The organism is Nocardioides pantholopis, from assembly GCF_003710085.1.
Classification (GTDB): domain Bacteria; phylum Actinomycetota; class Actinomycetes; order Propionibacteriales; family Nocardioidaceae; genus Nocardioides; species Nocardioides pantholopis.
Window position 1 is genome coordinate 754692 of sequence record NZ_CP033324.1, and the last position, 25158, is coordinate 779849.

Annotated in this window: 19 protein-coding genes; 4 read left to right on the forward strand and 15 right to left on the reverse strand. The window is 76.6% G+C overall.

Annotation, left to right across the window (positions count from 1 at the left end; translation table 11 throughout):
- Positions 1–11: 11 nt before the first annotated feature.
- Positions 12–4592, forward strand: a complete 4581-nt coding sequence (locus EBO35_RS03535; protein WP_317983526.1) for a PKD domain-containing protein — start codon at positions 12–14, stop codon at positions 4590–4592.
- Here EBO35_RS03535 and EBO35_RS03540 read toward each other — a convergent pair.
- The 10 genes from EBO35_RS03540 to EBO35_RS03585 form a co-directional block, all read right to left on the reverse strand.
- Entirely contained in the window at positions 4582–6180 is a 1599-nt protein-coding gene (locus EBO35_RS03540; protein ID WP_122816502.1) for a polysaccharide biosynthesis C-terminal domain-containing protein, read from the reverse strand. The genes EBO35_RS03535 and EBO35_RS03540 overlap by 11 nt on opposite strands.
- Positions 6173–7732, reverse strand: a complete 1560-nt coding sequence (locus tag EBO35_RS03545; RefSeq protein ID WP_122816503.1) for a tyrosine-protein kinase family protein — start codon at positions 7730–7732, stop codon at positions 6173–6175. The genes EBO35_RS03540 and EBO35_RS03545 overlap by 8 nt, the downstream gene beginning before the upstream one ends.
- A complete protein-coding gene (locus EBO35_RS03550; RefSeq protein WP_127481252.1) occupies positions 7729–8529 on the reverse strand; it encodes a hypothetical protein in 801 nt (266 codons plus the stop codon). Before EBO35_RS03550 ends, EBO35_RS03545 begins: the two co-directional genes overlap by 4 nt.
- Complete coding sequence (locus tag EBO35_RS03555; protein WP_122816505.1) at positions 8526–9380, reverse strand: sulfotransferase family protein; 855 nt, start codon at positions 9378–9380, stop codon at positions 8526–8528. Before EBO35_RS03555 ends, EBO35_RS03550 begins: the two co-directional genes overlap by 4 nt.
- Positions 9377–10615, reverse strand: coding sequence for a hypothetical protein (locus EBO35_RS03560; RefSeq protein WP_122816506.1), 1239 nt, complete (start codon positions 10613–10615; stop codon positions 9377–9379). Before EBO35_RS03560 ends, EBO35_RS03555 begins: the two co-directional genes overlap by 4 nt.
- Positions 10612–12006: a hypothetical protein gene (locus EBO35_RS03565; protein ID WP_122816507.1), complete on the reverse strand. Its 1395-nt coding sequence runs from the start codon at positions 12004–12006 to the stop codon at positions 10612–10614. Before EBO35_RS03565 ends, EBO35_RS03560 begins: the two co-directional genes overlap by 4 nt.
- A 2-nt stretch (positions 12007–12008) precedes the next feature.
- On the reverse strand, positions 12009–12842 hold the full coding sequence (locus EBO35_RS03570; protein WP_164477790.1) for a sulfotransferase family protein: 834 nt from the start codon (positions 12840–12842) through the stop codon (positions 12009–12011).
- Positions 12839–13807 (reverse strand): glycosyltransferase family 2 protein, encoded by a 969-nt coding sequence (locus EBO35_RS03575; RefSeq protein ID WP_122816508.1) that lies wholly within the window; start codon positions 13805–13807, stop codon positions 12839–12841. Before EBO35_RS03575 ends, EBO35_RS03570 begins: the two co-directional genes overlap by 4 nt.
- The gene (locus EBO35_RS03580; protein ID WP_122816509.1) at positions 13804–14808 is read right to left on the reverse strand and encodes a sulfotransferase; all 1005 of its coding nucleotides are present in this window, start codon (positions 14806–14808) and stop codon (positions 13804–13806) included. Before EBO35_RS03580 ends, EBO35_RS03575 begins: the two co-directional genes overlap by 4 nt.
- 259 nt (positions 14809–15067) lie before the next feature.
- Positions 15068–16048, reverse strand: a complete 981-nt coding sequence (locus EBO35_RS03585; RefSeq protein ID WP_122816510.1) for a hypothetical protein — start codon at positions 16046–16048, stop codon at positions 15068–15070.
- Positions 16049–16214: 166 nt separating this feature from the next.
- On the opposite strand from EBO35_RS03585, the gene EBO35_RS03590 reads away from it, so the two are divergent.
- Entirely contained in the window at positions 16215–17147 is a 933-nt protein-coding gene (locus EBO35_RS03590; RefSeq protein ID WP_164477791.1) for a hypothetical protein, read from the forward strand.
- Positions 17144–18043 carry a hypothetical protein gene (locus EBO35_RS03595; RefSeq protein ID WP_122816512.1) on the forward strand — a complete coding sequence of 300 codons (900 nt, stop codon included), beginning with the start codon at positions 17144–17146 and terminating at the stop codon, positions 18041–18043. Before EBO35_RS03590 ends, EBO35_RS03595 begins: the two co-directional genes overlap by 4 nt.
- A 2-nt stretch (positions 18044–18045) precedes the next feature.
- On the opposite strand, the gene EBO35_RS03600 is transcribed toward EBO35_RS03595, so the two are convergent.
- The 5 genes from EBO35_RS03600 to EBO35_RS03620 form a co-directional block, all read right to left on the reverse strand.
- Positions 18046–19521, reverse strand: a complete 1476-nt coding sequence (locus tag EBO35_RS03600) for a protein adenylyltransferase SelO (protein WP_122816513.1) — start codon at positions 19519–19521, stop codon at positions 18046–18048.
- A 30-nt stretch (positions 19522–19551) separates the two neighbouring features.
- The gene (locus EBO35_RS03605) at positions 19552–20232 is read right to left on the reverse strand and encodes a response regulator (protein WP_122816514.1); all 681 of its coding nucleotides are present in this window, start codon (positions 20230–20232) and stop codon (positions 19552–19554) included.
- Positions 20216–21667 carry a sensor histidine kinase gene (locus EBO35_RS03610; protein WP_164477792.1) on the reverse strand — a complete coding sequence of 484 codons (1452 nt, stop codon included), beginning with the start codon at positions 21665–21667 and terminating at the stop codon, positions 20216–20218. Before EBO35_RS03610 ends, EBO35_RS03605 begins: the two co-directional genes overlap by 17 nt.
- Positions 21668–21834: 167 nt before the next feature.
- Positions 21835–23310 (reverse strand): exopolysaccharide biosynthesis polyprenyl glycosylphosphotransferase, encoded by a 1476-nt coding sequence (locus tag EBO35_RS03615; RefSeq protein ID WP_122816516.1) that lies wholly within the window; start codon positions 23308–23310, stop codon positions 21835–21837.
- 93 nt (positions 23311–23403) lie between these two features.
- Complete coding sequence (locus EBO35_RS03620; RefSeq protein ID WP_122816517.1) at positions 23404–24117, reverse strand: response regulator transcription factor; 714 nt, start codon at positions 24115–24117, stop codon at positions 23404–23406.
- A 268-nt stretch (positions 24118–24385) separates the two neighbouring features.
- Between EBO35_RS03620 and EBO35_RS03625 the strand changes: the two genes are divergently transcribed.
- A complete protein-coding gene (locus EBO35_RS03625) occupies positions 24386–25150 on the forward strand; it encodes a helix-turn-helix transcriptional regulator (RefSeq protein ID WP_127481240.1) in 765 nt (254 codons plus the stop codon).
- Positions 25151–25158: the final 8 nt, after the last annotated feature.

Consider the following 25158-nt stretch of genomic DNA (forward strand, 5'->3'; position numbering starts at 1 on the left):
CGGGGGTTCCTGTGTCCATCCACCGTCGTTCCGCCCGCGCTCGGCGCGGCCCCGCCCGGATCCTCCTCGCCCTGGTCGGCGCGCTCGTGCTGAGCGGGCTGACGTCCTGGGCGGCCGCGCCGCCCGCGGCGGCCGCCGTCGGCGAGCTCGCGTTCGTCGGCAGCACCACCGGGGCCGGCAACGGCACGGCGCAGGCCGTCCGGCTGCCGGCGGGGACCCAGGCCGGGGACCGGCTGCTGGTCTTCCTCACGGCGAACACCACCACGACGCCCACGCCCCCGGCGGGCTGGACCGAGATCCAGGTCCGCGACGGCGACGGCACCAGCGGCCGGGCCTGGACCCGGGTCGCGACCGCCGGCGACGCCGGCGCCAATGTCCGCGTCACCACGCCGGTGGCGGTGAAGTGGGTGCTCTCGAGCGCCGTCTACCGCGGCGAAGGCACCACACCGACCGTGGACGTCTCCGCGAGCGCGGCCCAGAACTCCCGGGCCAGCACCCACGCCACGCCGCCGGTGGCGGTGGCCGACGCCGGCTCCTGGCTGGTCAGCGTCTGGAGCGAGAAGTCCTCGACGACCGCCGAGTGGGCGCTCCCGGGGACCGTCGTGCGCCGCGGCGGCGGCGCGGCGACCGGCCCGGGCCGGGTCAGCAACGTGGTGGCGGACTCCGGCGCCCCGGTGCCGGTGGGCACCGCCGCCGCCCGCAGCGCCACCACCAGCGTGGACGTGACCCGCTCGATCCAGTTCTCGGTCGTGCTCAACCCCGGGGTCCGCACCAACACGGCGCCGGTCGCGTCGTTCACCGCCAGCTGTGCCGCACTGACCTGCGGCTTCGACGCCGCCGGCTCCTCGGACGCCGACGGCGACCCGCTGAGCTACGACTGGGAGTTCGGTGACGGCGGCCGCGGCACCGGCGTCTCGCCCTCGCGGACCTACGCCGCCGCCGGCCAGCGCACGGTGACGCTGCGCGTCGGCGACGGGACGACGACGAGCACGACCACGCGCGCCGTGACCGTCTCCGCGCCCACCGGCGGCCCCGGCCACACCTCGCTGATGCCGGCGACGCCTCGTACCAACACCCCCCGGATCAGCAATGGCGAGATCTGGGACATCGAGGTCGTCGGCAACCGGGCGTTCGTCGCCGGGACATTCAGCTCGCTGACCAACACCACCGGCGGCGGCGCCACGGTGGCCCAGAGCGGCCTCGCGGCGTTCAACCTCGACACCGGCCTCGTCGACACCGCCTTCCGGCCGGTGTTCGGCGGCGGTGGGGTGAACGCGGTCGAGGCCTCGCCCGACGGGCGCCGGCTCTACGCCAGCGGGACGTTCAACACCGTCAACGGCGCGAGCGTGAAGAAGGTGGCGCTGCTGGACCCGGCGACCGGAAGCCCGGTGGCCGGCTTCAGGGCGAACGGGAACAACCAGGCGAACGCCCTGGCCGCGACCAACACCACGCTCTACGTCGGCGGCCGGTTCACGGCGATCAACGGAACCCCCCAGGTCGGCCTGGCCGCCGTGGACGGGGCCACCGGGGCGCTGGTGCCCGGGTTCGACAACCAGATCTCCGGCGGGCTCGGGCCGAACGGCGCGCTCACCGTGCAGCAGCTCAAGCTCACCCACGACGAGTCGAAGCTCCTGGTCGTGCACACCGGGCGCAAGATCGCGGGCCAGGACCGGTACGGCGTGGGCCTCATCGACACCGCCAGCAAGCAGCTGCTGCCCTGGCGCACCCGGCTGTGGGACGACAACCTCCAGTTCGTCGGCGGCATCCAGCGCGTCTACGGCGCCGACATCGCCCCCGACGACAGCTACTTCGTGGTGACCAGCGGCTCCGGCGGCGACCGGCCGCCGATCAACGACACAGCTGTGGCGTTCTCCTTCGACGGGGCCGACCACCGGGAGCCGCGCTGGGTCTCGCGGGCCTTCGACAGCATCTACTCGGTGGCGATCACCGAGGTCGCGGTCTACATCGGCGGTCACTTCCAGTTCAACGAGTCGCCGACCGCCCCCGACCCCTGGCCCGGCCTGGACAACGTCGGCTACGGCACCGGCCAGGGCCTCTCGGGCTACTCCCTCGGCGACGGCGTGGTCCGGCGCGACCACCTCGGCGCGCTGAGCCCGGCCGACGGCAAGGCGCTGGAGTGGAACCCGGGGTCGAACTCCTACGAGGGCAACAAGGCATTGGAGGCGACGTCCCGCGGCCTGCTCACCGGCGGCGACGCCACCACGCAGGGCGGCTACAACGTGGGCCGGGTCGCGTTCTTCGACAAGGCCCAGCTGCCCGCCGCCACGACGACCGACACGACGATCGAGAGCCCGATCGAGGGGCGGGTCTGGCAGGGCGGACAGCAGTACGCCGTGAGCGGCACCGCGAAGTCCCCGGCCGGCGTCTCCCGGGTCCAGGTCGAGATCCGCAGCGGCAGCCGCTACCTGCAGGACGACCTGACCACCTGGGGCGCCGCCAACTCGATCAACGCGCCGTTGGGCGCGCCGTCGGGCGGGGTGACCCCGTGGTCGCTGCCGCTCACGATCCCCGGCACCCGCACGCTCACGGTCTTCGCCAAGGCGTTCGGCACCAACGGCGCCAGCGACCCCAGCCGGGCGTCGAAGAAGTTCGAGACGTTCAGCGTCGAGGACGCCACCCCCGACACCCGGCTCAGCTCGCCGAGCGGCAGCGTGCTGAGCTCGACGACAGTGGTCGTGCGCGGGACCGCGAGCGACGACAAGGGCGTCAACGCGGTGAACCTCTACTTCCGCGACGCCTCGAACCGCCACCTCACCGCCGACGGCACGCTCGCCGACGGCTACGCCACGATCCGCATCGAGCCGGACGTGGTGGGGGCCACCAATGCGACCTGGCAGTACGAGGTGACGCTGCCGCACGAGGGGGAGTGGCGCTTCGGCGCGATGGCCGTCGACAACGCCGGCCAGTCCGACCTGCGCTGGGCGACCCGGGACTACACGGTCTCCTCGACCGGGCAGCCGCCCACCGTCACGATGACCAGCCCGATCGCGGTGACGCCACCGACGGCCGCGCCCACCCTGACGATGGCCCCCGGCGGCCGGGTGACCTTCGCCGGGACCGCGTCCGACGACGCGGGCCTGGCCACCGTCGAGATCAGCCTGCGCAACTCGGTGACCCGGGAGAGCCTGGCCGCCGACGGCACCTGGGGCACCGACGTGCAGGCCGGGTCCCACCGGATCTCGCCGGTCGACATCGCCGGGACGTCCTACGCCTGGAGCTACACCACGCCGTTCGACCTGCGCCCGGGCACGTACTCGTTCTCGGTGCGGGCCACCGACGACCTGGACCTGTCGACGTCCTCGAGCTTCCAGGGCCGGCTCACGATCAACGTGGGCGTGCCCGGTGACGCGCCCCCCAACGGGCTGCTCGCGTTCACCGGCACCGACATGACCCCCGAGGCGCTGCACCTGGACCTCGCCGGCACCGCGACCGACGACCTCGGGGTCGCGGCGGTGCGGCTCGCCGTCCTCGACAACGACACCGGCCGCTACGTCCGGTCCGACGGCACGATGTCGGCCGGCTTCGGCACGATCGACGCGGTGCTGGCCACGCCGGGCGGGGTGAGCACCGCCTGGTCGCTGTCCCTCGACCTGCCGGCGGCCGGCGACTACAGCGTCACGGCGTACGCCGTCGACACCGCCGGCCAGCTCGACACGTCGACGAGCGGCGCGACGGCCCGCTACCTGGTCTACCCCGGGGACGAGGACCCGCACCTCAACCTGGGCCTGGCCGCGCCCACCGAGGGCACCGCCTTCACGGAGTCGCGGATCGTGGTCAGCGGCCGCGCCGAGGACGACCTGGCCATGGGCCGCGTGGAGGTCGGCGTGGTCAACGCGGCCGGCCAGTGGATGAGCAGCAACGGCACCTTCGGCGCCACCGAGCGCTGGGTCTCGGCGTTCCTCAACAGCCCGGGCTCGCCGGGTTCCAACTACTCCTTCACGACGCCGGCGATCCCGGCCGGCGCCTACCAGGTCCGGGTCCGCCCGGTCGACGGCCGCGGGCAGTACCCGGCGGCGCACGCGGTGAACGTGGTCGTCTCCGCGCCCGCTGGCAACCTCGCCCCGGTGGCCGGCGCCACGGTGTCCTGCGCGCAGAACGTGTGCACGTTCGACGGCCGGACCAGCACCGACGAGAACGCGCCGACGCTCTCCTACGCCTGGGCCTTCGGCAACGGGCGCACCGGGTCCGGGGCGGTCTCCAGCCAGACGTACTCGACCCCCGGGACGTTCACGGCGACGCTGACGGTCACCGACGAGTACGGCGCGTCCGGCACCACCACGGTGGCGGTGACGGTGGCGGAGCCGACCGGCAACGCGGCGCCCACCGCCGTGATCAGCCCGCCGACCTGCGTGGGGCTGAGCTGCAACCTCAGCGGGGCAGCGTCCACGGACCCGAACCCGGGCGACACCGTCGGCTACCTGTGGAACTTCGGTGACGGGACCCCGACCAGCACCAGCGCGAGCCCGGCGCACGCGTTCCCCGCGGCCGGGACCTACACGGTGACCCTGACCGTGACGGACGGGTGGGGCAAGGCGACGACCGTCACCCGCACGGTCACGGTCACCGGCTGACCGGCCCGCGCCGGCCGGCTCGGGAGAGGGCGGGGCGGGGCTCCCGGGCCCCGCCCCGGCCACCCCGGCCACCCCTGACGGCCCCGAGCAGCTCGGGGAGCCGCAGCACGTCGCGGAAGCGCAGCAGCAGCAGCGCGTGGACGACCAGCCCGGCGACGAGCAGACCGCCGCGCACCGCGGGCGGGGCGCCGAGGGACCAGGCGATCGCGGCGGGCAGGCCCAGGCTGAGGGCCGGCAGCGCGATCGCGGTGAGCGTGCGGCGGTCGGCCGGCGTGCCCCCGAGCTCGGCGCGCACCTGCCAGGTCGGCAGCGCGTTGCTGACCACGATCGAGGCGGCCCAGGCGACCGCTGCCCCCTCGGCGCCCCACCGGGGGATCAGCAGCACGTTGAGGACCAGGTTGGTGGCCAGCGCCGCGAGGTTGTTCAGCAGGCTGGCGACGCTGCGGCCGGTCATCAGCAGTGCGGTGTCGACGGGGCCGGCGGCCGTGCCGACCAGCATGGCCGCGGCCAGCACCACGACGACGGTCGTGGCCCCGGTGTAGCCGCTGCCGAAGACGGCCAGCACGGCCTCGGGGACGGCGAGGCAGGCCAGGTAGACCGGCCAGGCGATCGTGACGCTCCAGGTGGTGGCGCTGCGCAGCGTGAGCACGGCGGCCTCGCGGTGGCCCGCGCCCAGCAGCCGGGCCATCTGCGGGCCCACCATCTGCTGGATCCCCTTGATGCCGAGCTGGCCGAGGGCGACGATCCGGGACGCGGCCGTGTAGACAGCTGCCGCGGCGGGACCGGCCAGCGCGGCCACGAGCGGGATGTCGGCGCGCCGGATGGCGGTCTGGGCGACCTGGGTCAGGCTCCGCGGGGCGGTGAAGCGCCACACCTCGGCCGCAGCGGTCAGCAGCGCGGTGCGCGGGCCCAGCGCCGACGGCAGTCGGTGGGCGTGCGCGAGGCGGCGCAGGGCCCGCGCGGCGAGCAGGCACGACACGACGTACGGCGCACCCCAGGCGGCGACGACCCACACCACCCCGGCTCCCGGCCCGACCGCCGCGCCGTCCGCCACCGCGAGCGCCAGCAGCGCGAGCACCGGCTGCGAGCCCTGGCGGACCAGGCCGTCCACGACGATCGTCGGGCGGACGGTGCCGAGGCCGCGGGTGGCGGCGAGCATCAGGTCCGAGGCCGCGGCCACCGGCACCAGCAGGGCGAGCACCAGGGCCGCCGTGGACACCCCGGGCACGTCGACGACCGCGACCGCCAGCCCCGGGCCGACGACGGCGAGCAGCGCCCCTGCCAGGGTCGCCAGCAGCAGCACGGGGCCGAGCAGGACCACGGCCGCCGCGGCGGCGCCGGCCGGGTCGCCCTGACCGAGCCGCAGGGCGAGGAACCGCACCAGCGCCACGTCCGACCCCAGCTCGACCACTGCCAGCGTCACCAGGAACAGCGAGGTGAGGGCGAAGACCGCCCCCACCTCGCCGGCCGAGAGCCCCCGGGCCGCGACCACCACGAAGGCGACCCCGGCCAGCCCGCTGACCCCGGCCCCGGCCAGGCCACCGAGGCCGCCGCGGGCCAGGCCGCGCAGCTGGGCGGTCTCATCCATGGCCGGGCTCGGAGGCCTCCGCACGCTCGACGGCCGGGCGCCGCGGGCCGGGCCGGTCCGCGTCGACGATCACGCAGCCCAGCACTGTCACGCCGGCGGACTCCGCCCAGACCAGGGCCCGGGTGACGTCGTGCCGGGTGGTCCGGCCGGGCACCACGACCGGGATCCAGTAGCGGCAGGCGCTGACCATCGACCGGCCGTCGGTGGTGGTCCCGGCCGGGCAGTCGACGACCACCCAGGAGTAGGACGCGGCGGCGTCGTCGAGCAGCCTGGTCATCCGGGAGCTGGCGTAGAGCCGGGCCGCGGCGTCCGGGTCGCGGCCCGCGCCGAGGTAGCTGACCTCCTCCCCGCCCGGTGCGACGACAGCCGCGAGCGAGCGGCTGCGCAGCAGGATCTCGGAGAGCCCGTCGCGGACCGGACCGTTCCCGCGCCGCCCGTCGATGAGCAGCGTGGACTCCGAGTCCTGGGAGAGCACGTCGGCGAGCTCCAGGGAGAGCCGGCGGGCGCCGTCGGTGCCGCCGAGGGCGGCGACCGCGATCGTGCGCGGGGGCTCGGCACGCCGGGACACCAGGTTCGCGGCCGCTCGCGCGGCCTCCGACGGCCCGGCCGGCCCCGACGGCCCCGCCTCGGCGGCGTGGCCGCGGTGGTCGGCGACGACGACCAGCCCGAGCGCCTCGACGTCCTCGACCGTGCGCACCAGGCCGGCGCGCTGCTCGCGCAGCCGCCCGAGGCCGAGCCCGGCCAGCAGCCCGAGCAGCCCGCCGGCGGCGCCGCCGAGCCAGGTCGGCACCGGGAGCCCGCTGGCGCGGGCCGCGGGCGCCGTGATCACCCGGCCGGGGCTGGTGGCCGCCGCGCTCAGGGCCGCCGACTGCAGGCGCAGGTTCAGCAGCTGGCCGCCGATCGCGCGGACCTCCGGGTCCTGGTTGCCGGCGTCGGTCGCCCGCAGCTCGTCCAGCTGGCCGGTGAGCTCCTGGATCCGCTCCTCGAGGCGGCCCCGCTCGCTGTCCAGCCGGGTGTCGCGCTGCGCGGAGCGATGCTCCAGGTAGCTGGCCGCGAACAGCGCGGCCACCTCGCCGGCGCGGTCGGCGTCCTCGGCGCTGAAGGTCAGCTCGAGGACCTGGGTGTTCGGGACCACGCTGACGCTGAGCCCGGACTCCAGACCGCTGCGGCCGGTGCTTCCGGGGAGCTGCTGGGCGACGGCCGCGACGACCGCGTCGGAGCGCGCGACCTGGGCCTCGGTCTCGAGGTTGACCAGGTCGCTGCCCTGGGTGGTGGGGCTGTACGGGTTGCCGTCCAGCGGGTGGATCAGCAGCGAGGCGGTGGCCCGGTAGCCGCTCGGGAGGAGGCCGGGCAGCAGCAGCCCGGCCAGCAGCCCCAGGAGCAGCCCGGCGACGGCCAGCCACGGGTGCCAGCCCGCCGCGGCCGCGCGGGTGCGCCGGCGCAGCGAGGCGGGGGCGGGGCCGGGGGCGGGCTGGGCCGGCTGGGCCGGCTGGGCCGCGTCCGGGGGGAGGTCGGCGCCCGGCGGCTCGGCAGCTGACGTGCGTTGGCTCATGGGTGGGTCTGCCTTTCGCGGGGGTCGAGGCGGGCGGGAGCCCCGCCCGAGAGGGGGCCGGCCAGGGTCAGGGCCAGCAGCAGGCCCAGGCCGAGCCCGGTGGTGACGTGGACGGCGGGGTCCCCGGAGCGGGACGCCACGACCTCGCTGCGGCGCAGCACGGTGCTGGTGGCCTCGGCGGAGGCGACCGTGCGGTCCAGGCGCCGCTGGAGGAGCACCTGGCTCTCGAACACGGCCGCGGCGTCGGTGCCCTCCTGGATCCGCTCCTGGGCCTGGGCGGCCAGGACGTTCACGCGGTTGCGCAGCAGCTGCACCTGTTCGGCGCTGAGCGCCAGGGCCCGGTCCTGGACGGCCAGCAGCGCCTCCACCGCGGCGTGGCCGGCGGCGAGCGCGGTGGCGCGCGACTCGGACCGGAAGCCGATCACCAGCACCCGGCTGGCCGGGCGCGCGGCCAGGGTGAGGCCGGCGCGGACCTGGTCCGCGGTCAGCCCGGTGATCTCCTGGACCGCATTCACGACCGTGTCGCTGCGGGCGAGCCCGGCCACCGTGTCCAGGGTGACCTCGCGGTCGGCCGCCTGCTCGGTCTCGCCCGGGACGTAGACCAGCCGCGGGGCGAGAGCGATGCTCGACGTCGCGTGGTAGCTGCGCGGGCCGGTGAGGTGCACGGCCGCCCCGACGGCGCCGCCGACCAGGCAGAGCGCCAGGAGCAGGCCCAGGTGCCGGCGCACGTGCGCGACGTAGTGCCCCAGCGTCGGCAGGGCGTCGCCGGGGGACGGGGCGGTGCGGCCGGTCCTCATGCCGTCACCCGCCATGCCGGCGGCCGGCCCAGCAGCGCGCCGAGCCGCTCGTCGTGCTCGGCGAAGTGGCGGCGCAGCAGGTCCCGGGCCGGGTCCGGCATCTCGGACCCAGGACGGGCGTTCCAGCGGTCGAACCGGGCCGGCTGGTGCGGGCGCACCCCGAGGAACGAGGTGACCCGCTCGTACTGCTCCGCGGGCCGGGCGAAGAACCGCTCGCTCTCCACGACGAGGACGCGCTCGGCGGACAGGCCCGCGACGAACGGCGCGAGCAGGTCGGCGTACTCGCCTCGGCGCCGGTAGGCGTGGTGGCGGTGGTTGAAGCTCTGGTGGTCCGGGTCGCGCAGCATCCGGTCGACCTCGCCGTCGAGCCGCTCGTCCTCCAGCCGCAGGGCGTCGAGGAAGGAGCGCTCCCACTCGAACCCGCGCGCCAGCTCGTGCTTGTACGCCGACCAGGCCCGCTCCACCGGGTCCCGCACCAGCGCGATCACCTTGACCTGCGGCAGGTCCCGGGCGATCCGGGCAGCCGCCAGCGGGTGCACCATGTAGTAGCCGCTGGCGTCGAAGACCCGGGTCTGCGACCCGGGACCGCGCACCGGGAAGTGCCCGCGGTACCACCGCTGACCGCGGGAGTAGTTGACGTCGAAGTAGTTCACGCCCTTGTGCAGGTTCGGCCGCCGGACCTGCGGGTGGTCCATCAGCGCCCGGAACAGCGACGTGGTGCCGCACCGCTGCCCGCCGATGACCAGGAAGTCCGGGAGCGGGCGCCAGCCGGCGCTGGCCCGGCCGACCTGGACGGCGGCCCGGCGGCCGGCGACGCGCAGCTCGGCGGGGACGGCGGAGCGGATCGTCATGGGGACTCCTCGTGCTCGAGCAGGCCGACCTGGTCGGTCAGCAGGCGGGCCGCCCACCGCGTCCGGCGCTCGACCGACGCGGTCGGCTCCAGCGCCAGGTCGCGGACGTAGCGGCCGCAGATGTGCAGCAGGTAGGTGCACAGCAGGGTGCGCGCGAGCGCCGGGTCCACGCCGCACGCCGCGAGCTGCCCGGGCAGGTCGCGCAGCAGGCGCTCCTCGGCGCGGGCGGGGGCGTCGTGGTCGACGGCCGAGGCGGCGAAGTGGACGGCGTCGAGGCCCTGCGGCACGTCGGTCTCGAACCGCTCCCAGTCCCACGCCTCGACGAGGTCCCCGGACCGGGCCAGGTTCCAGGGCGTCCAGTCGCCGTGCGCCGCTCCCAGCGGCAGCCGCCGGTCGCCGGCGACCGCGAGGAGCCGCTCGCGCAGCCCCGCCAGCGCCGGCAGGCCGGGGACGGGCGGGGCGGCGATCCGGTCCGGGGCGAGGATGGCGCTCGCGCCGAGCGGCCGGTCGCGGCGTACGCCGTGGGCCATCAGCTCGCGGGTGGCGCGCACCGGGAGGTCGGCCGGGTGCCGCAGGCTGCCCCGGCCGGCGAGCGGGCTGGTGGCCAGCAGCTCCAGCCCGCGCCACCGTCCGGTTCGCAGGACCCGGGGGACCCGCAGCGAGCGGAGCCCCATCGCGGCCACCGAGGCCAGGGCCCGGGTCTCGGCGCGGACCAGGCCCGTGCTCAGCGCACCCACGCCGGCCTTGGCGTAGCACAGCGGCTGGCCGGTGCCGTCGAGCAGCACGAGCACCGGCTTCCGGTTGGCCCGGGGCGGGCCGAGGAGCACCCCGAGGACACAGCGCTCGGGGTCCGCCCCCGCGGGCGCCAGCCAGCGCCGCAGCTCCGCGAGCCCCGGGTCGGCGACCCGGAGCCGGGGCAGCGGCAGCGCCGCCCCGCGGCGGACCACGGCGGTCGCGGCGGCGCGCGTCACCCGGGCGCGCGGACCGCGCGCCAGCCGCTGCGCGGTGAGCCGGGCCCCGCCGGGGCCGGCGGGCACCAGCAGGCGGGGCCGGGCGGCCGACGGCAGCACCAGCCAGGCGTCGCCGCGGCCCGGGCGCCGGCTCCACGTCGCCGTGGCCGGGTCCAGGCGCAGGTCGCCGAGCACTCCGGCGAGCGGTGCCGGAAGGCCGGCGCCGACCTGGCCCGGGCCGGGGTCCGGTGCCCGGTGCGGGGCGAGGTGCAGGCCGCGGGTCATCGGTGCACCTGCGTCTCGGGGGCGTGCTCGCGGGCGGCGAGGCCCAGCGCGAGCATCGTGATCAGCAGCGGCACGTCGAGGGAGTCGTAGAAGAGGAAGTAGAACAGGCTGCTGACCAGCACCGTGGAGGCCACCAGCGCCACCGACGTGGGTCGGCGGGCGTTGAGCCACAGGTGCCGGGCCAGGAACCCCAGCAGCAGCGCGGTGCCGACGATCCCGGTCATGAACACCAGCCCCCACAGGAACCCCTGGGTGCCCAGCGGGGGAGCCGCGCACTGGTGGCAGTCCGCGACAGTGCTCCCGGCCAGCGACCGGAAGTTGCCCACCATCTGCCGGGTGCTGCCGTAGCCGACGGCGGGGGAGCCCTCCCAGGTCAGCCGGAGCACCTCCGCCACGGTGTCCTGGCGGCGGTCGTCGCTGTGCGGGTTGTCCAGCCGCAGCCGCACCAGCTCGCCGAGCCGGGTGCCGGCCAGCACCGCCGCCACGCCGGCCGCGCCCACGGCCGCGGCGACCAGCGCGCGCAGGTCGCCGGCGAGCACCCGGCGCCCGACCACCCACGCCGCCGCCACGGCCAGCCCCAGCCACAGGCCCCGGTTGAGCGAGTACACCGCCGGGACCACCGCGGCGAGCAGCACCAGCGGGGCGACGTGGCGCCGCCAGCCGGCCGCCCGGCCGAACCAGGTCGCCACGAAGAACGGCAGCAGCACCCCGAACGCGTTGCCCCAGGTGTTCGGATAGGAGTACGGCGCGGTGATCCGGGCCTGGTCGCGCCCCAGGAAGTCCGACTCCAGGGCGATCCGCGGGTGGAACAGCGCGTTCATGAACTCCCGCTCGGTGAACCCCTGCGGCAGCACCAGCTCGATGGCCGAGGGGAAGTCCACGTGCGGGACGAGCAGGCCGGCCCACCCACCGGCCACCGTCACCAGGAACAGGTACGCGATCATCCGGCCCAGCCGCTGGGCGCTCAGGTGCCGCCGCGAGGCGTTGAGCACGTAGAGGCAGGCGATCGTGATCGCGGCGTACCACAGGCCGCGGTAGGCGAAGCCGACCAGCGGGCCCAGCCCGGTCCGGGGCTCGGTGCCGGGCGCGGGGGCCCAGAGCACCGCCGCGCCGAGCAGCACCCAGACCAGGAACAGCGCGTAGAGGCCGAACGACGCCGGGACCCGCACCGGGCGGGAGGCGGCCAGCTGGGCGAGCATCGGCACGGCGAGCACGAAGAGGATCACGTGGGAGAGCCCGAGCACCCACCACAGCGGGAAGAGGTAGAAGAACAGCTGCAGCGGCCAGTGCTCGTCCAGGCGGGCGCGCAGCCGCAGGCCACCCGGGCGCCAGGAGCCGGCCGACGCCCGGAAGGTCGGTGCCCGAGGGGGCTCGCGGGTCAGGACGGCCACGGCTACCAGCCCCAGGACTCGCGCAGCGAGAGCCCGAAGGTGCGCTCCAGGGCGTCGACCTCCGGGCCGAGCGCGGTCCGGACCACTGCCACGTCCCCCGGATCCGGCCGGACCGCGCTGCGGTCGATCGGCTGGTACAGGGCGCGCTGCACGAGCGCGGAGCGCTTGACCCGCCCGACCAGGCGGGCGCCGTCGTGCTCGCGGACCCAGTCGGCGCCGCGGCGCGCGACCGAGGCCACCCGCAGCGAGCGGGCCCGGGCGGCCGGCAGCCGGGCGGCGAGGTCCCGGGCGGCCAGCGGCAGCCGGGCGACGTCGAGGAAGTCGGTGACCGAGTCGAGGAAGGACTGGGGGTCGGCGCTCAGGTCGTCGAAGAGGGCCACATGGACCAGCTCGCGCGGGAACCGCTGCAGGAAGCGGTCCAGCCCGGTGGCGTAGCGGCCGTGCTCGAGCAGCTCGGGGTGGCTGCGCAGCGCCGCGGCGAACGTGTCCGGACCGATGCCGTGCTTGCGCATGTAGAGGTAGGAGGACCAGGCCCGCTCGACCGGGTCGCGCAGCGAGACCATCACCCGGACCGGACCGAGGGTGTCGTGGATCCGCTCCGCGGCCCGGGGATGGAACAGGTAGTCCTGGCAGATCTCGCCGACGACCCGCTCGGCCCGCGCGTCGCGGAACTGGTCGGCGTACCAGGCCAGGCCGCGGTCGTAGTAGCGGTCGAAGAAGTAGAGGTCCTTGGCCGGGGTCAGGTAGACGTCGGGGTGCTTGAGCAGCACCTCGTGCAGCCAGGAGGAGCCCGCCTTGTCCGGGCCCACGTAGAGGAAGTTCGGCAGCCGGCTCACGACAGGCCCCTGCCCAGCCGGCGGGCCGCGGCGAGCATCCGGCCGGGCTCGAGCCCCGGCCCGGCCGCCGCGAGGGCGAGCCACGCGTGCGGGGCGGCCGGATAGCGACCCAGGGCCCGGGCGGCGAGCCGGGCCGCGTGCCGGCGCTCGCCCGCGGCCGCCCGGGCGTAGGCGATCTGTCCGAGGACCCGCGCGTGCCCGCGGCGGCGGCCGCGCAGGTCCGGGTGCTTGTCCAGCAGGTACTCCAGGGCCGCGGCGGTGTTGCGGGAGCGGTCCCGGAACCAGGACGGCACGTCCTTGCGGATGTCGGCGAGGACCTCCTGCACCGCCCCGACCGAGCCGACCCGGCCCGCCCGCAGCAGCCAGTCGTAGTCCTCGCCGTAGCCGTGCGGGAGCGCCTCGTCGTACAGCCCGGCCTTGGCGAAGGCGGAGCGGCGCATCATCAGCGTGCTGCTGTGCAGCTCCTTGACCCGGTTGACCAGCAGCCGCTCGTAGGGGACCACTGGCTGCCGGGCGGGCCACTCGACGGTGCGGTCGGGTCCCATCAGCAGCCGGATGCCGGCACCCACGGCGAGCAGGTCCGGGTCCGCGAGCAGCCGCCCGACCTGGAGCCGGACCTTCGCGGGGTGCCACAGGTCGTCGTCGTCGCAGCTGGCCAGGAACGCGCCGGCCGAGGCCAGGACCCCGGTGTTGCGGGCCCCGCACAGGCCGCCGGTGCGGGTGTTCGCGAGCACCCGGACCTCCCGGCCGGGGGCCGAGAACCGCGCCAGCCCGGGGTCCGGCTCCTCGCGGTCGTGGACGACGAGGATCTCCAGGGGGCCGGCGTAGTCCTGGCCGACGATGCTGGCCAGGGTCTCGCCGAGCAGCTCCGGACGGCCCCGGGTGGGGATCACGACGCTGACCAGCGGGTCGGGGGCCGAGTCGGGAGCCGGGCGGGTCGGGCGAGTCGGATCGGGGTCGCTCATGGCGTGCTCCTGGTCTCGGGGCGGACGGGTGCTGGCCGCACGCCCGTGGGGTAGCCGTAGGCGCCCAGCAGCGGCAGGGTCAGCGCGGTGACGACGGTGCGGTGCGCCTGCGGCATCGCGGTGCGCCACTGGTCGTCGGCGCGGACGGCGAGGGTCCCGGACCGGAACCGGGACGGGTTGCCGGAGAGCCCGTGGCTGGCGTCCAGCGTCGCCCGTCCGGCCGCGACCTGGGTCAGGTCCGCGGGGGCCAGCGGCAGGCCCAGCGCGGCCGTGGCGGCCACCAGGCTGCCGACCGGGTCGGCGACGAAGTCCTCGTAGCGCAGCCGGGCGAACGGGGCGCCGCCGTACCTGGCGACGGCCTCCATCTCCAGCTGCAGGGCCGTCCACTGGACCGCCGCCCGGTGCACCGGGATCCGCCACATCGCCTCGCCGTCGCGGGAGTGCGGGCGCTCCGTGCGGCGCACCCACGACCAGGCCACGGCGCGGGGGTCGCGCACCACGTTCAGCACCCGGACGTCGAGCTCCGGCGCGCCGGCGAGCGCCTGGCCCAGGGCCGGGCCCTTCGAGGCGTCGACCACGACGGCGCACCCGGTCACCTCGGCGACCGCCCGGTAGATCCGCGTGTACGCCGCGCGCAGCTCGCCCAGCGCTGTGCTGTTCCCGGTGCTGCCCTCGGTGCTGGTCCCGGTGCTGGCCCCGCCCCGGGCGAGCAGCCCCGGCAGGTGCCGCTGCCGGGCCGCGGCCCGGTGCAGCGCGGTCAGCCGCGACAGCACCCCGGGGTCCCAGCCGCCGAAGGCGCGGGCCCCGACCTCGGACCACAGCGGGCAGGCCGAGAACGGCGTGCCGCAGCCGCAGAGCTCGTCGGCCGGCGCGACCGAGCGGGCCAGGTCGACGAGCTCGCCGACGTTGGTCCAGCCCGGCGCCGCCCCGAGCGTGCGTTCGATGAGCGTGGACCCGGACCGGCCGAAGCCGCCCAGGTACACGACGGTGGTGCGTGCCATCCCCGTGTCCCCCTGGTCGATGCCGCCGAGGGGGCGGCACTTGGTGCTGCTCCAGCGTCGGGCGCTCGGCGGCGGCGTCGCCGCGGGACGGCGCAACGTCCCCAATACGGGGTAGTCAGCCGGTCCTGACGGGGGCGCGGCCGTGCTCGTCCCTAGCGTCGACGGGGTGCCGCACCGAGGCGGCGGGTCCGGGCGGTCAGGCACTGTGGGGGGAACCGTGAGCCGCATTCCGAGGGTGGGCGCCGTGGCGGCGCTGCGCTCAGCGCAGCAGCACCGAGCGGGGGCGCCGCAGGTTGCGCCGGAACGCCGCCAGGCGCGGCCCGGTGAGCCGGAAGTCGCCGTCGGGGTCGCCGATGCGCTGGTCGAAGTAGGTCATCGCGACGACGTCGTTGCGCACCGCCTGGCGGTAGGCGTTGCGCAGCCAGCGGGCCGAGCGCTGCGGGCGGCGGGGGTCCCGGCGTACGCCGAACTCGCCCACCACCAGCGGCCGGCCGCCGGCGTACCGCTCGGCCCGGCGCAGCAGCGTCCCGAAGCCCGTCCACGGGGCGTTGGTGCGCGGCGACCACCAGTTGTAGGCGTCGAAGCCGAACAGCGCCGGCGACGGGGCGATCCACTGGCCGGGGGTGCGGCCCGAGGCCGGGTCGAAGGTCCAGCTCATCAGGATCGGCACGATGCTGACCAGCGGCGCCCGGGCGGCCGCGGCGGCGAGTGCATGCTCCTGCATCTCGACGAACCAGCCGGGCAGGTTGCCCGGGCCCGCGACGTCGTTCTCGGGCTCGTGGTGGAGGGTCAGGAAGACCGGCCGGTCGATCGCGGCCAGGCCGTCGAGCATCGGGTGCAGCCAGTCGTCGCTCGCGCCGGTCGCGACGTCGCGCCAGCTCCCGGGCACCTTGGTCGAGACCAGCGGCAGCCGCCGCGCCGCGACGTCGTGGCGGGCCCGGCGTACCAGGCCCTCGGCCTGGTGCGGGAGGAAGTAGCTGCGCCGGGCGCCGAGCCGGTGGCCCAGGCGGCGCTCGTAGCGCTCGACGTTGCGGGGGAACTGCACGAATGCGCCGTAGTAGACGCGACCCCGGCCGGGGTCGCCGGGGAAGCGTGGCCGGATCCCGGCGGCGGCCTCGACACCGGCGGCCCCAGCCGTCGGAATGGCCGTCGGAACTGCCGTCGGCAGGATCGTCCGCAGGGGGGACAGGGTGAGGGCCGTGGTGCCTGAGACGAGCAGGGCGCGGCGGGAGATCGTCATGGCGACGCCTTCCGGCGAGTGCATCGGGGGGGACGTCCGGCGATGGGACCGGGGACGAGACGAACCGGACGCTGCCTCCCCAGGCTACTGCGGGGCCGGTGCGGACCCCGGTCCCGAACGGCCGAGGTACCTGACCCGGCGCGCCGGTCTCGGCGCGGTGGCCGGGGTGCTCGGCAGCGGTCTGGCCGGTTCCGCGCTGGCGGGCTGCAGCACCGCCGAGCCGGCGCGCATCCGGGACGCCCCCGCCGGCCGGTTCCCGGGGGACCCCGGCCCGGGCCGGGCGTACGTCGGCGCCACGGCGCCGCTGGGGGTCGCGCTCGAGCGGACCCCGGCGTTCACGGCGGCGCGGCTCTCGATGAGCCGCCGGTTCTACCGCCCGCACCAGCTCGACGTGCTCGCCGCCGACGTGGCGCGGGACCTCGAGGCCGGGGTGCTGCCGTTCGTCTCCTGCAAGGTGCCGGGCTCCTGGGCGCGGGTCGTGCAGCGCCCCGGTCGGGCCTGGCTCGACCGGCTGCTCGACCTGCTGGATGCGGCCGGTGCGCCGGTGTGGCTGGCGGTCCACCACGAGCCGGAGAACGACGTCTCGGCCCGGCACCAGCCGGCGGACTGGCGGGCCATGCAGCGCCACGTCATCGCCCGGGCCCGGCGGCGCGCGCCCAGCGTGACCGTCGTACCGGTGCTGATGCAGTGGACGTTCAGCCCCGCGTCGGGGCGCAGGCCCGAGGACTGGCTGATCCCCGAGGCCGACGTGCTCGGGGTCGACGTCTACAACCAGTGGCGCCCCGACGGCCGGGCGCCCTGGGAGGAGTTCGCGGCCCTGGTCGGCCGGGTCCGCACGCTCGTGCCCGACCTGCCGCTGGTCGCGCCCGAGATCGGGTGCCGGGCCGACCCGGCCGACCCGCTGCGGGCCGGGAACTGGATCCGCACCGCGTTCGAGTTCTGCCTGCTCAACGACGTGGTCGCGATGGCGTACTTCGACGCCGAGTTCGACGGCGACGCCTCCTACCGGCTGGACGCCGAGCGCACCGCCGCCCTCGCCGCGGTCGCGGACCGGCCGGAGGTCGCCCGGCTCCCCGAGGCGACGGGGCCGGCCCGATGAGCGCGGCCCGCCGGCTGCTCGGCGCAGCCGTGCTCGCCGGGGTGCTCGGGGCCGGCGCCGGCTGCGGGACCAGCGGCGGTGCGACGACCGAGGACCCGCCGGGCCCCCGGGTCGCGCACCGCCCGCCCGCGGAGCCCGGCCCGGGCTGGCGGCGGCTCGCGTGGGGCTTCGATGACGCGCCGGTCGCGGGCGGCCCGCTGCTGGACGGCCCGGAGCAGGTCGCTGCCGGGCTGGTCGGCGCGGAGGCCAGCTCCGGCGCCGCGCGGGTGCTGGCGGCGCCGGGGGAGCCCGTCGGGTCCGCCGCGCTCTTCGGCGACGCCGAGGCGGGGGGAGTTTCCGCCCTCCTGGTGACGACCGGCGGCGCGGAGCCGCTCTCGCCGGGCACCGGCGTGATCCGCTTCGGCGCCGACTTCTCGATCAACGAGGGCAACGAGGGCAACGAGGGCAACGAGGGCACCGAGGGCACCGAGGGCACCGAGGGCGCCGACGGCGCCGGGGCGAACCTGCTCCAGCGCGGCCTGTTCGGCGGGGAGACCCAGCTCAAGCTCCAGCTCGACGGGGGCGTCCCGTCGTGCCGGGTCGCCGGCACCAGCGGGGCGGTGCTCGTCTCGGGGGCGCCGGTGTCGGCCGGGCGCTGGTACCGCGCGGTCTGCCAGCGCGACCGCGCCCGGGTCTCGCTCTTCGTGGCCCCGCTGCGCGCCGGCGCCCCGGAGAGCTGGACCTCCTGGACCCGGACCGGCGCGACCGGGCCCCTGGTGTGGGAGCCCGGCACCGAGCCGCTGGCGGTCGGCGCGAAGCTCAACGACCGCGGCGCCGTCGTGACGCAGAGTCCCGACCCGTTCCGGGGGCTCCTCGACAACGTGGTCGTGGACATCCAGCCCCCGGGCGGGTCCTGAGGTCAGGTCCCGCAGAACGTCCGGTACGCCCGGGCGAAGTCCTCCGGGGCGGGGGCGGCGTACCGCTCCAGGCCGGGCCGCGGGTGGTACGGCGCGGCGAGCACCTCGTGCAGCCGCTCGAACGGCGCGAGGTCGCCGGCGGTCGCGGCGTCCAGCGCCTCCTCGACCAGGTGGTTGCGGGGCACGTAGACCGGGTTGACCCGGTCCATCGCCGCGCCGTCGGGCTCCAGCGCGCGCCACCGTCCGAGCCAGGCGTCCAGGGCCGGCAGGTCGAGGACCAGGCCGCGCACCGGCTCGGCGTCCCCGCGGGCGGCGTCGCCGAGCGCCCGGAAGGCGGTGGTCCAGTCGACGTGGCCGGACTGCAGGCTGCCGAGCAGCTCCTCGGCGAGGTCGAGCACCTCCGGGTCGGCGGGGCCGGCGGGCGCGGCGGGCAGGCCCAGCTTCGCCCGCATCCCCCCGGTCCAGGCGGCGGCGTACGCCGGGGCGAACCGGCCCAGGGCCTCGGTCGCCACCCCGATCGCGGCGTCCTGGTCCTCGGCGAGCAGCGGGAGCAGCGCCTCGGCCAGCCGGGCGAGGTTCCACTGGGCGATGCCGGGCTGGTTGCCGTAGGCGTAGCGGCCGCCCTCGTCGATCGAGCTGTAGACGGTGGCCGGGTCGTAGGCGTCCAGGAACGCGCACGGCCCGTAGTCGATGGTCTCCCCGGAGATCGTCATGTTGTCGGTGTTCATCACCCCGTGCACGAAGCCGACCAGCATCCACTGCGCGACCAGCGCCGCCTGGGCGGCGACGACGGCCTCGAACAGCGCGAGGTAGGGCTGCTCGGCCTGCGCCGCGGCCGGGTGGTGCCGCTCGATCGCGTGGTCGGCGAGCCGGCGCAGCAGGTCGACGTCGCCGGTGGCACGGGCGTACTGGAAGGACCCGACCCGCAGGTGGCTGGCGGCCACCCGGGCGAGCACGGCCCCGGGCAGCACCGTCTCGCGCTGGACCGGCCGTCCGGTGGCGACCACCGCCAGGGACCGGGTCGTCGGGATGCCGAGCGCGTGCATCGCCTCGCTGAGCAGGTACTCGCGCAGCATCGGCCCCACCGCAGCCAGGCCGTCGCCGCCCCGGGCGAACGGCGTGCGGCCCGAGCCCTTCAGGTGCAGGTCGCGGGGGCGTCCCGCCTGGTCGACGAGCTCGCCGAGCAGCAGCGCCCGGCCGTCGCCGAGCCGGGGCGAGAAGCCGCCGAACTGGTGGCCGGCGTAGGCCTGCGCGACCGGCCGGGCGCCGTCAGGGACCAGAGTCCCGGTGAGCAGCCCGACGCCGTCCGGGCTGCGCAGCGCGGCGGCGTCCAGGCCGAGGTCGGCGGCCAGCTCGGCGTTGAGCACGAGCAGCTGCGGCTCGGGGGCCGCCGCGGCCTCCCAGGGGACTGCCAGCTCGGGCAGCTCGCGGGCGAACCGGTCGTCGAGGACCACTGTCGGGAAGGAAGCCAGGCTCACTCCGTCCAGCGTACGTCGCGCCCGCGCGGCTCAGCGGTCGCGCGACCAGCCCAGCTGGTGGGCCAGGCCGACGGCGGCGAGCTGCGAGGAGACTCCCAGCTTCGCCAGGATCGAGCGGACCTGGGTGCGGACCGTCGCCTCGGACACCACGCTGAGGTGCGCGATCTCCCGCACCGTCCGGCCGAGGGCCAGCTGGGTGAGGACCTCCTGCTCCCGCGCCGTGAGCGCGCGGAACCGGGCGAGCAGCTGGTGCAGCTCCCGCTCCCGGCGCTGCCACTCCTCGATGAGCTGCTGACGCTCCTCGGGGGCCAGCACGGGCAGCCCCTGCGCGAGCCGGCGTACGGCGACGCTGATCTCGCGCAGTGGACTGCTCTTCGCCAGCACCCGCGCCGCGCCCCGCGCCAGGCACGCACCCCACGTCGCACGGTCGGTCTCGGCGGTGACCACCAGCACTGCCGCCTCCCGCTGCACCAGCGGAGCCACCAGGTCGATCCCGCTGCCGAACGGCCCCAGGTCCAGGTCGAGCAGGACGATGCCCGGCGCGGTGCTGTGCACCGCGTCCAGCAGGTCCTGGGCCCGCCCCGGGCTCTCCGGGACCGGCAGCCGGTGCACCTCGTAGCCCTGCATCGCCAGGGCCAGGTCGAGCGACTCCGCGAACAGGTCGTGGTCGTCGATGATGGCCACGCGGGACGGGTCAGCCGGGCGTCGCATGGGCGTCTCCCCGGGGGTCGCGCAGCGAGATCACGAAGCACGCCCCCTCCGGCAGGGGGTCGTGGCTGAGCCGGCCGCCGACCTCCGCGAGCAGGCGCCGGGCCAGGTGCAGCCCGATGCCGCTGCCGGGGGAGTCCGGACCGCGCACGCCGCGGGCGAAGATCCGGCCGTGCAGCCGCTCGGGGACCCCGGGCCCGGAGTCGCTCACCCGGATCGTCACCCAACCCGGGGCGAGGCCGCACCGGACCTCGACCGCGGCGCCCGGGGCATGGGTCGCGGCGTTGACCAGCAGGATGTTGACAGCCTCGGCGAGCGTGTCGGCGACCGCGCACGCCACCAGCCCGCTGGGCTCCCACCGCACGTCCGCCCCCTGGGTGCGGTGGCGCAGGACCACGGGCTCGAGCACGGTGTCCAGGTCGACGACAGTGGGACGGGGCGGGAGGCCGCCCTGCAGCAGCCGGTCCAGGCGGCCGGCCTCCCGGGCGGCCATCCGGGCCAGGCTCGGCCGCTGCTCGGCCGGCACCGCCTCCTCGGAGCTGAACAGCTCCAGGGCGGTGCCGATGCCGGCGATCGTGCCCTTCACCTCGTGCAGGCGCTCGCGGTCGGCGCTGCTGGCCGCCTCCAGGGCGGTGAGCCGGGCCCGCAGCCCGACCGTCAGCATCCGGTCGTCCCGGATGGCCTGGGCGAGCAGCGCCAGGGAGCCGGTCGTGACCAGCAGGGCCGCGCCGAAGCCGACCGCCAGCTCGGCCAGGTGGGTCGCGCCGCTCGCCGGCGCGCCGTCCTCGGCGAGCAGCGCGAGCGCCTGCGCGGCGCAGAACCCCACCGCCGCCCCCTGGAACCGCGGCAGCACCCACCGGGGCAGCGTGGCGGCCCGGGCCAGGACCGCGGCGCCCAGCACCCCGCAGCCGAGCATCCCGACCGCGGCGACGAGCGTGCCGGCGCCGGAGAGTCCCGCCGGCACGTCGCGGCTGCCGACCACGACGTGCAGCGTCGTGACCAGCAGCCCGGTGCCGAGGCCGAGCACGAACGGGTCGACGTGGTGGGTGTCCTGACGCGCCGCGAGGAAGCGGAAGATCGCGACCAGGAGCACGCCGACGAGCAGGGCGCTCGCCACCAGGTAGGCCGCCAGGTCGGTGCTCCCCGCCCCCTCCTCGAGGGCGGTCACGGACAGGCCGTGGCAGCCGACCAGGGCGGTCGCGGCGCTCAGCCAGGCGGTGGTCTCCGCGCCGGTGAGCCGCCAGTGCAGGTAGAGGAAGACCGACGAGGCCAGGCAGACGGTCGCGTACACCAGCGCCCCCGCGGCGGCGAGCCGCTCCGGGTCGCGCAGCCCGGGGACCAGTGCCGCCAGGACCGCGATCGGCGCCAGCAGCACGACGGCCACGACCAGCGTGCTCGGGTGCCCCCACGCGCCCGGAGGGTGGGTGAGCCTCGCCATCTGACCCCCTGCTGCCGTCGTGCGCGCTGCCTCCGCCGATGCTTGTGGACTCCCCGTCAGCCGAACGTCTCCACAGTAGGGGCTCGGCGGCTCCGGCGGAGGCGCTCCGGGCAGGACAGGGAGGGAGGGGACCTCGGGGGTCACCGGGCCGGGCCGGGCAGGAGCGCTCAGTACGCCCCGCGGTGGCCGAGCACCGCGCCGACGGTGCGGGCCACGATGGCCAGGTCCAGGCCCAGCGACCAGTTGTCGACGTAGCTGAGGTCGAGGCGGACGGTCTCCTCCCAGGAGAGGTCGGAGCGGCCGGAGACCTGCCACAGGCCGGTCAGCCCGGGCCGCACCGCCAGCCGGCGGCGCGGGTCCGCGTCGTACCGGGCGACCTCCTGCGGCAGGGCCGGCCGCGGCCCGATCAGCGACATCTCCCCGCGCACCACGTTGAGCAGCTGGGGCAGCTCGTCGAGGGAGTAGCGCCGCAGCACCCGGCCGACCGGCGTGATCCGCGGGTCCTGCCGGAGCTTGAACAGCACGCCGCCCGCCACCTCGTTGCGGGCGGCCAACGTCTGGTCCACGGTCTCGGTGCCCTGCCGCATCGTGCGGAACTTCAGCATCGTGAAGGGCCGGCCGTCGCGCCCGACCCGGGTCTGGCGGAACAGGGCCGGTCCCGGGCTGGTGGTGCGGACCGCGAGCGTCACCGCGAGGAGCAGCGGGGCCAGGAGGATCAGCGCCGCGGCCGCGGCCAGGCGCTCCCAGGCCACCTTCACCGCCCAGCGCGCGCCGTGCCGCCCCGCGTCGCGGACCCGCAGCAGCCGCAGCGCGCCGGCGTAGGCGACCGAGGTGCGGGCCGAGGAGACGTCGACCAGGCCGGTGCCCATCAGCATCTCGACCCGCCGGGCCTCCAGCTCCCAGCCCAGGCGGCGTACGACGGACGGGTCCAGGCCCGGCCCGGGGACGACCACCACGGCCTGCGCCCCGGTCCGGTCGACCAGCTCGGCCGTGCGCTCGCAGCCGATCATCGTCACGACCCCGGCGGTGTGCGCGGCCGGCTCCACCAGGCAGACCCCGACCGGCGTCAGGGGCCGGCCCGGTCGCCGCAGCTCGTCGAGCACGGGGGCGACGTCGCCGGCGTGCCCCAGGACCACCACCGGGGTCGCCGGGGTGCCCACGGCACCCAGCCGGCGACCGAGTGCGGTCACCGGGCCGGGGACCGGCAGCACGGGGGCGGTCCGCAGGAGCAGGGTGCCGCCGACCAGCAGCGCGGCCAGCAGCATCAGCTGCTCGGACCCCGCGGCGTCGGGGGCGCGGACCGACACGACCCAGCCCGCCAGGCCGGCCACGGCACCGGCCCGCAGCACCGGGCGGACCGCGTCGCCCAGGGCGGGCATCAGCCGCCGCCGGCGGGCGGTGTGGTCACCGGCGACGGCGAGCAGCAGCAGCCAGACCAGCGGGACGCAGAGGACCAGGCCCGGGGCCATCGGTCCGCCGGCGAGCGTGGCCAGGCCCAGGGCGCCGACGGCGACCGCCAGGTCCGCGGCGACGGCGGTGGCCAGCTGCAGGCCGGGGCGCAGCAGCCGGGGCGCGACGTCCAGGACCGACGCTGTGTCTGCGACCACGGTGCTGCCCGAGGTCGGCACGGGGACCGAGCTCACGAGACGTCTCCCTCCGGCGAAGTGCGTTCACCGTAGGAAGCGGGGCGGGGGCAGGGCATGCCGCAATTCGGGGATGTCCCTCGACGACCCCGCTCAGCTGCCCCGGTGCCGCCATCCGATCCGGTGCGCCAGGCCGACCGCCGCCAGCTGCGAGCCGACCCGCAGCTTGGCCAGGATCGACTTCACGTGGGTGCGGACCGTCGCCTCCGTGACCCCGATGTCGGAGGAGATCTGGCGCACCGCCCGGCCCCGCAGCAGGCCGGAGAGCACCTCGCGCTCCCGTCCGGTGAGGTTCGCGAAACGGGTCAGCAGCTCGCGCCGCTCGCGGTGCCGCAGCCGCCACGCGGCCACCAGCTCGTGCCGCTCCTCGGGGTCCACGGCCGGCTGTCCCACGGCGACCGCGCGCACCGCCGCGAGGAGGTCGGCGAGCGGCGTCTCCCCGGTGAGGACCGTGCCCGCGCCGTACCCCAGCGCCTCCCCGCGCCGGGTCCGCTCCTCGGCGGTGGTCAGCGCGACGACCCCGACCCCGCTGCGGACCAGGGGCGCGACCAGCCGCAGGCCGTCGCCGAAGCGCTGCCCGTCGATGTCGAGGACCGCGACCCGCGGCTGGAGCCGGGCCACCCGGTCGACCACCTCGCCCAGGGCCGGCACGGTGTCGGGGACGGGCAGGAGGCGGGCCTCCCAGCCTGCTGTCCGGAGCTGGCCGGTCAAGGACTCCGCCAGCAGGACGTGGTCCTCGATGACGACGACCCTGCGGTCGGCGTCGGTGAGGTCCGGCGGGGCCTCGGTCCGGCGGGGACCCTGCATGTGGACTCCTCGGTGGCCGGTCGACCGGCGCCCAGGACGGGACGCCTCGGGTGCCGCCCGATCGTCCCCCTGGCGACCCTACGCGCCGTTGGTCGGGCCGCGCCCGGACGGCGGTTGCCGCTCGCGCCGACCGGCCGGCATCCCCAAAGTCGGGGAAGGTCGCCGCTCGCGGACCACCGGGCCGCGGGCCGCTCGCACAGTGACGTCGACGAGTACGCCAGGTGCCCCGAAAGCCGTGGAGCCCTTTCCAGACCCCATCGGAGGCACGATGCCGGTGACGAGCCCGGTCCGCCCGCCGACCCGGTCCGCCCAGGAGCGGCCCGGGGACGCCGAGACGGCCAGCGCGGCCAGCGCCGAGGAGACCTCCGAGCGGCTGCGGGTGCTGGTGGCCGCCGAGCAGCCGCTGGTGGCCGAGTCGGTCCGCACCGCACTGGTCAGTCAGGGCTTCGAGGCTGCCGCCGCCCCGGTGCCGCGTGGTCCGGTCTCGGGGCACCAGGTCGGTCAGATCGCGGCGCTCGCCCCGGACGTGCTCCTGGTGATCTCCGACCTGGACCGACCGAGCCGGCTGGAGGGCGCCTGCTCGCTCATCGAGGAGCTGGACCAGCCCGCCGTGGTGCTCGCGGGCACCGAGGACCTGGCCCTGTGGGGCGCCGTGCTCGAGGCGGGCGCGCAGGCGGTCCTGTCCAGCTCCCAGGGCCTGCGCGAGGTCGCCCGGGTGCTGCGCGCCACCGCCGCGGGCACCCACCGGGTCGCCCCGGAGGTGCGCGAGCGGCTGACCCGCTCCTGGCGCGCGATGCTGCGGCGGCGCTATGAGCTCGCCGAGCGGGTGGCCTCGCTGAGCCCGCGGGAGCAGGAGGTCCTCGAGCTGCTCTACCAGGGCGTGCAGGTGCAGGCGATCGCCGCCCGGTTGCAGATCTCGCCCGGGACCGTGCGCAGCCAGGTGCGCGCGATCCTGCGCAAGCTCGACGTGAACTCCCAGCTCGCGGCGGTGGCGGCGTACGCCCAGCTGCGCCGCCTGGGTCAGGACCCCTGACCCGCCGC

What these genes read in the sequence shown, in the direction of transcription:
- EBO35_RS03620 (WP_122816517.1), bottom strand. Translation starts at nt 24,117, where the DNA reads ATGCAGGGTCCCCGCCGGACCGAGGCCCCGCCGGACCTCACCGACGCC.
- EBO35_RS03540 (WP_122816502.1), bottom strand. Translation starts at nt 6,180, where the DNA reads ATGGATGAGACCGCCCAGCTGCGCGGCCTGGCCCGCGGCGGCCTCGGT.
- EBO35_RS03595 (WP_122816512.1), top strand. Translation starts at nt 17,144, where the DNA reads ATGAGCGCGGCCCGCCGGCTGCTCGGCGCAGCCGTGCTCGCCGGGGTG.
- EBO35_RS03575 (WP_122816508.1), bottom strand. Translation starts at nt 13,807, where the DNA reads ATGAGCGACCCCGATCCGACTCGCCCGACCCGCCCGGCTCCCGACTCG.
- EBO35_RS03545 (WP_122816503.1), bottom strand. Translation starts at nt 7,732, where the DNA reads ATGAGCCAACGCACGTCAGCTGCCGAGCCGCCGGGCGCCGACCTCCCC.
- EBO35_RS03585 (WP_122816510.1), bottom strand. Translation starts at nt 16,048, where the DNA reads ATGACGATCTCCCGCCGCGCCCTGCTCGTCTCAGGCACCACGGCCCTC.
- EBO35_RS03555 (WP_122816505.1), bottom strand. Translation starts at nt 9,380, where the DNA reads ATGACGATCCGCTCCGCCGTCCCCGCCGAGCTGCGCGTCGCCGGCCGC.
- EBO35_RS03610 (WP_164477792.1), bottom strand. Translation starts at nt 21,667, where the DNA reads ATGGCGAGGCTCACCCACCCTCCGGGCGCGTGGGGGCACCCGAGCACG.
- EBO35_RS03580 (WP_122816509.1), bottom strand. Translation starts at nt 14,808, where the DNA reads ATGGCACGCACCACCGTCGTGTACCTGGGCGGCTTCGGCCGGTCCGGG.
- EBO35_RS03550 (WP_127481252.1), bottom strand. Translation starts at nt 8,529, where the DNA reads ATGAGGACCGGCCGCACCGCCCCGTCCCCCGGCGACGCCCTGCCGACG.
- EBO35_RS03605 (WP_122816514.1), bottom strand. Translation starts at nt 20,232, where the DNA reads ATGCGACGCCCGGCTGACCCGTCCCGCGTGGCCATCATCGACGACCAC.
- EBO35_RS03625 (WP_127481240.1), top strand. Translation starts at nt 24,386, where the DNA reads ATGCCGGTGACGAGCCCGGTCCGCCCGCCGACCCGGTCCGCCCAGGAG.
- EBO35_RS03560 (WP_122816506.1), bottom strand. Translation starts at nt 10,615, where the DNA reads ATGACCCGCGGCCTGCACCTCGCCCCGCACCGGGCACCGGACCCCGGC.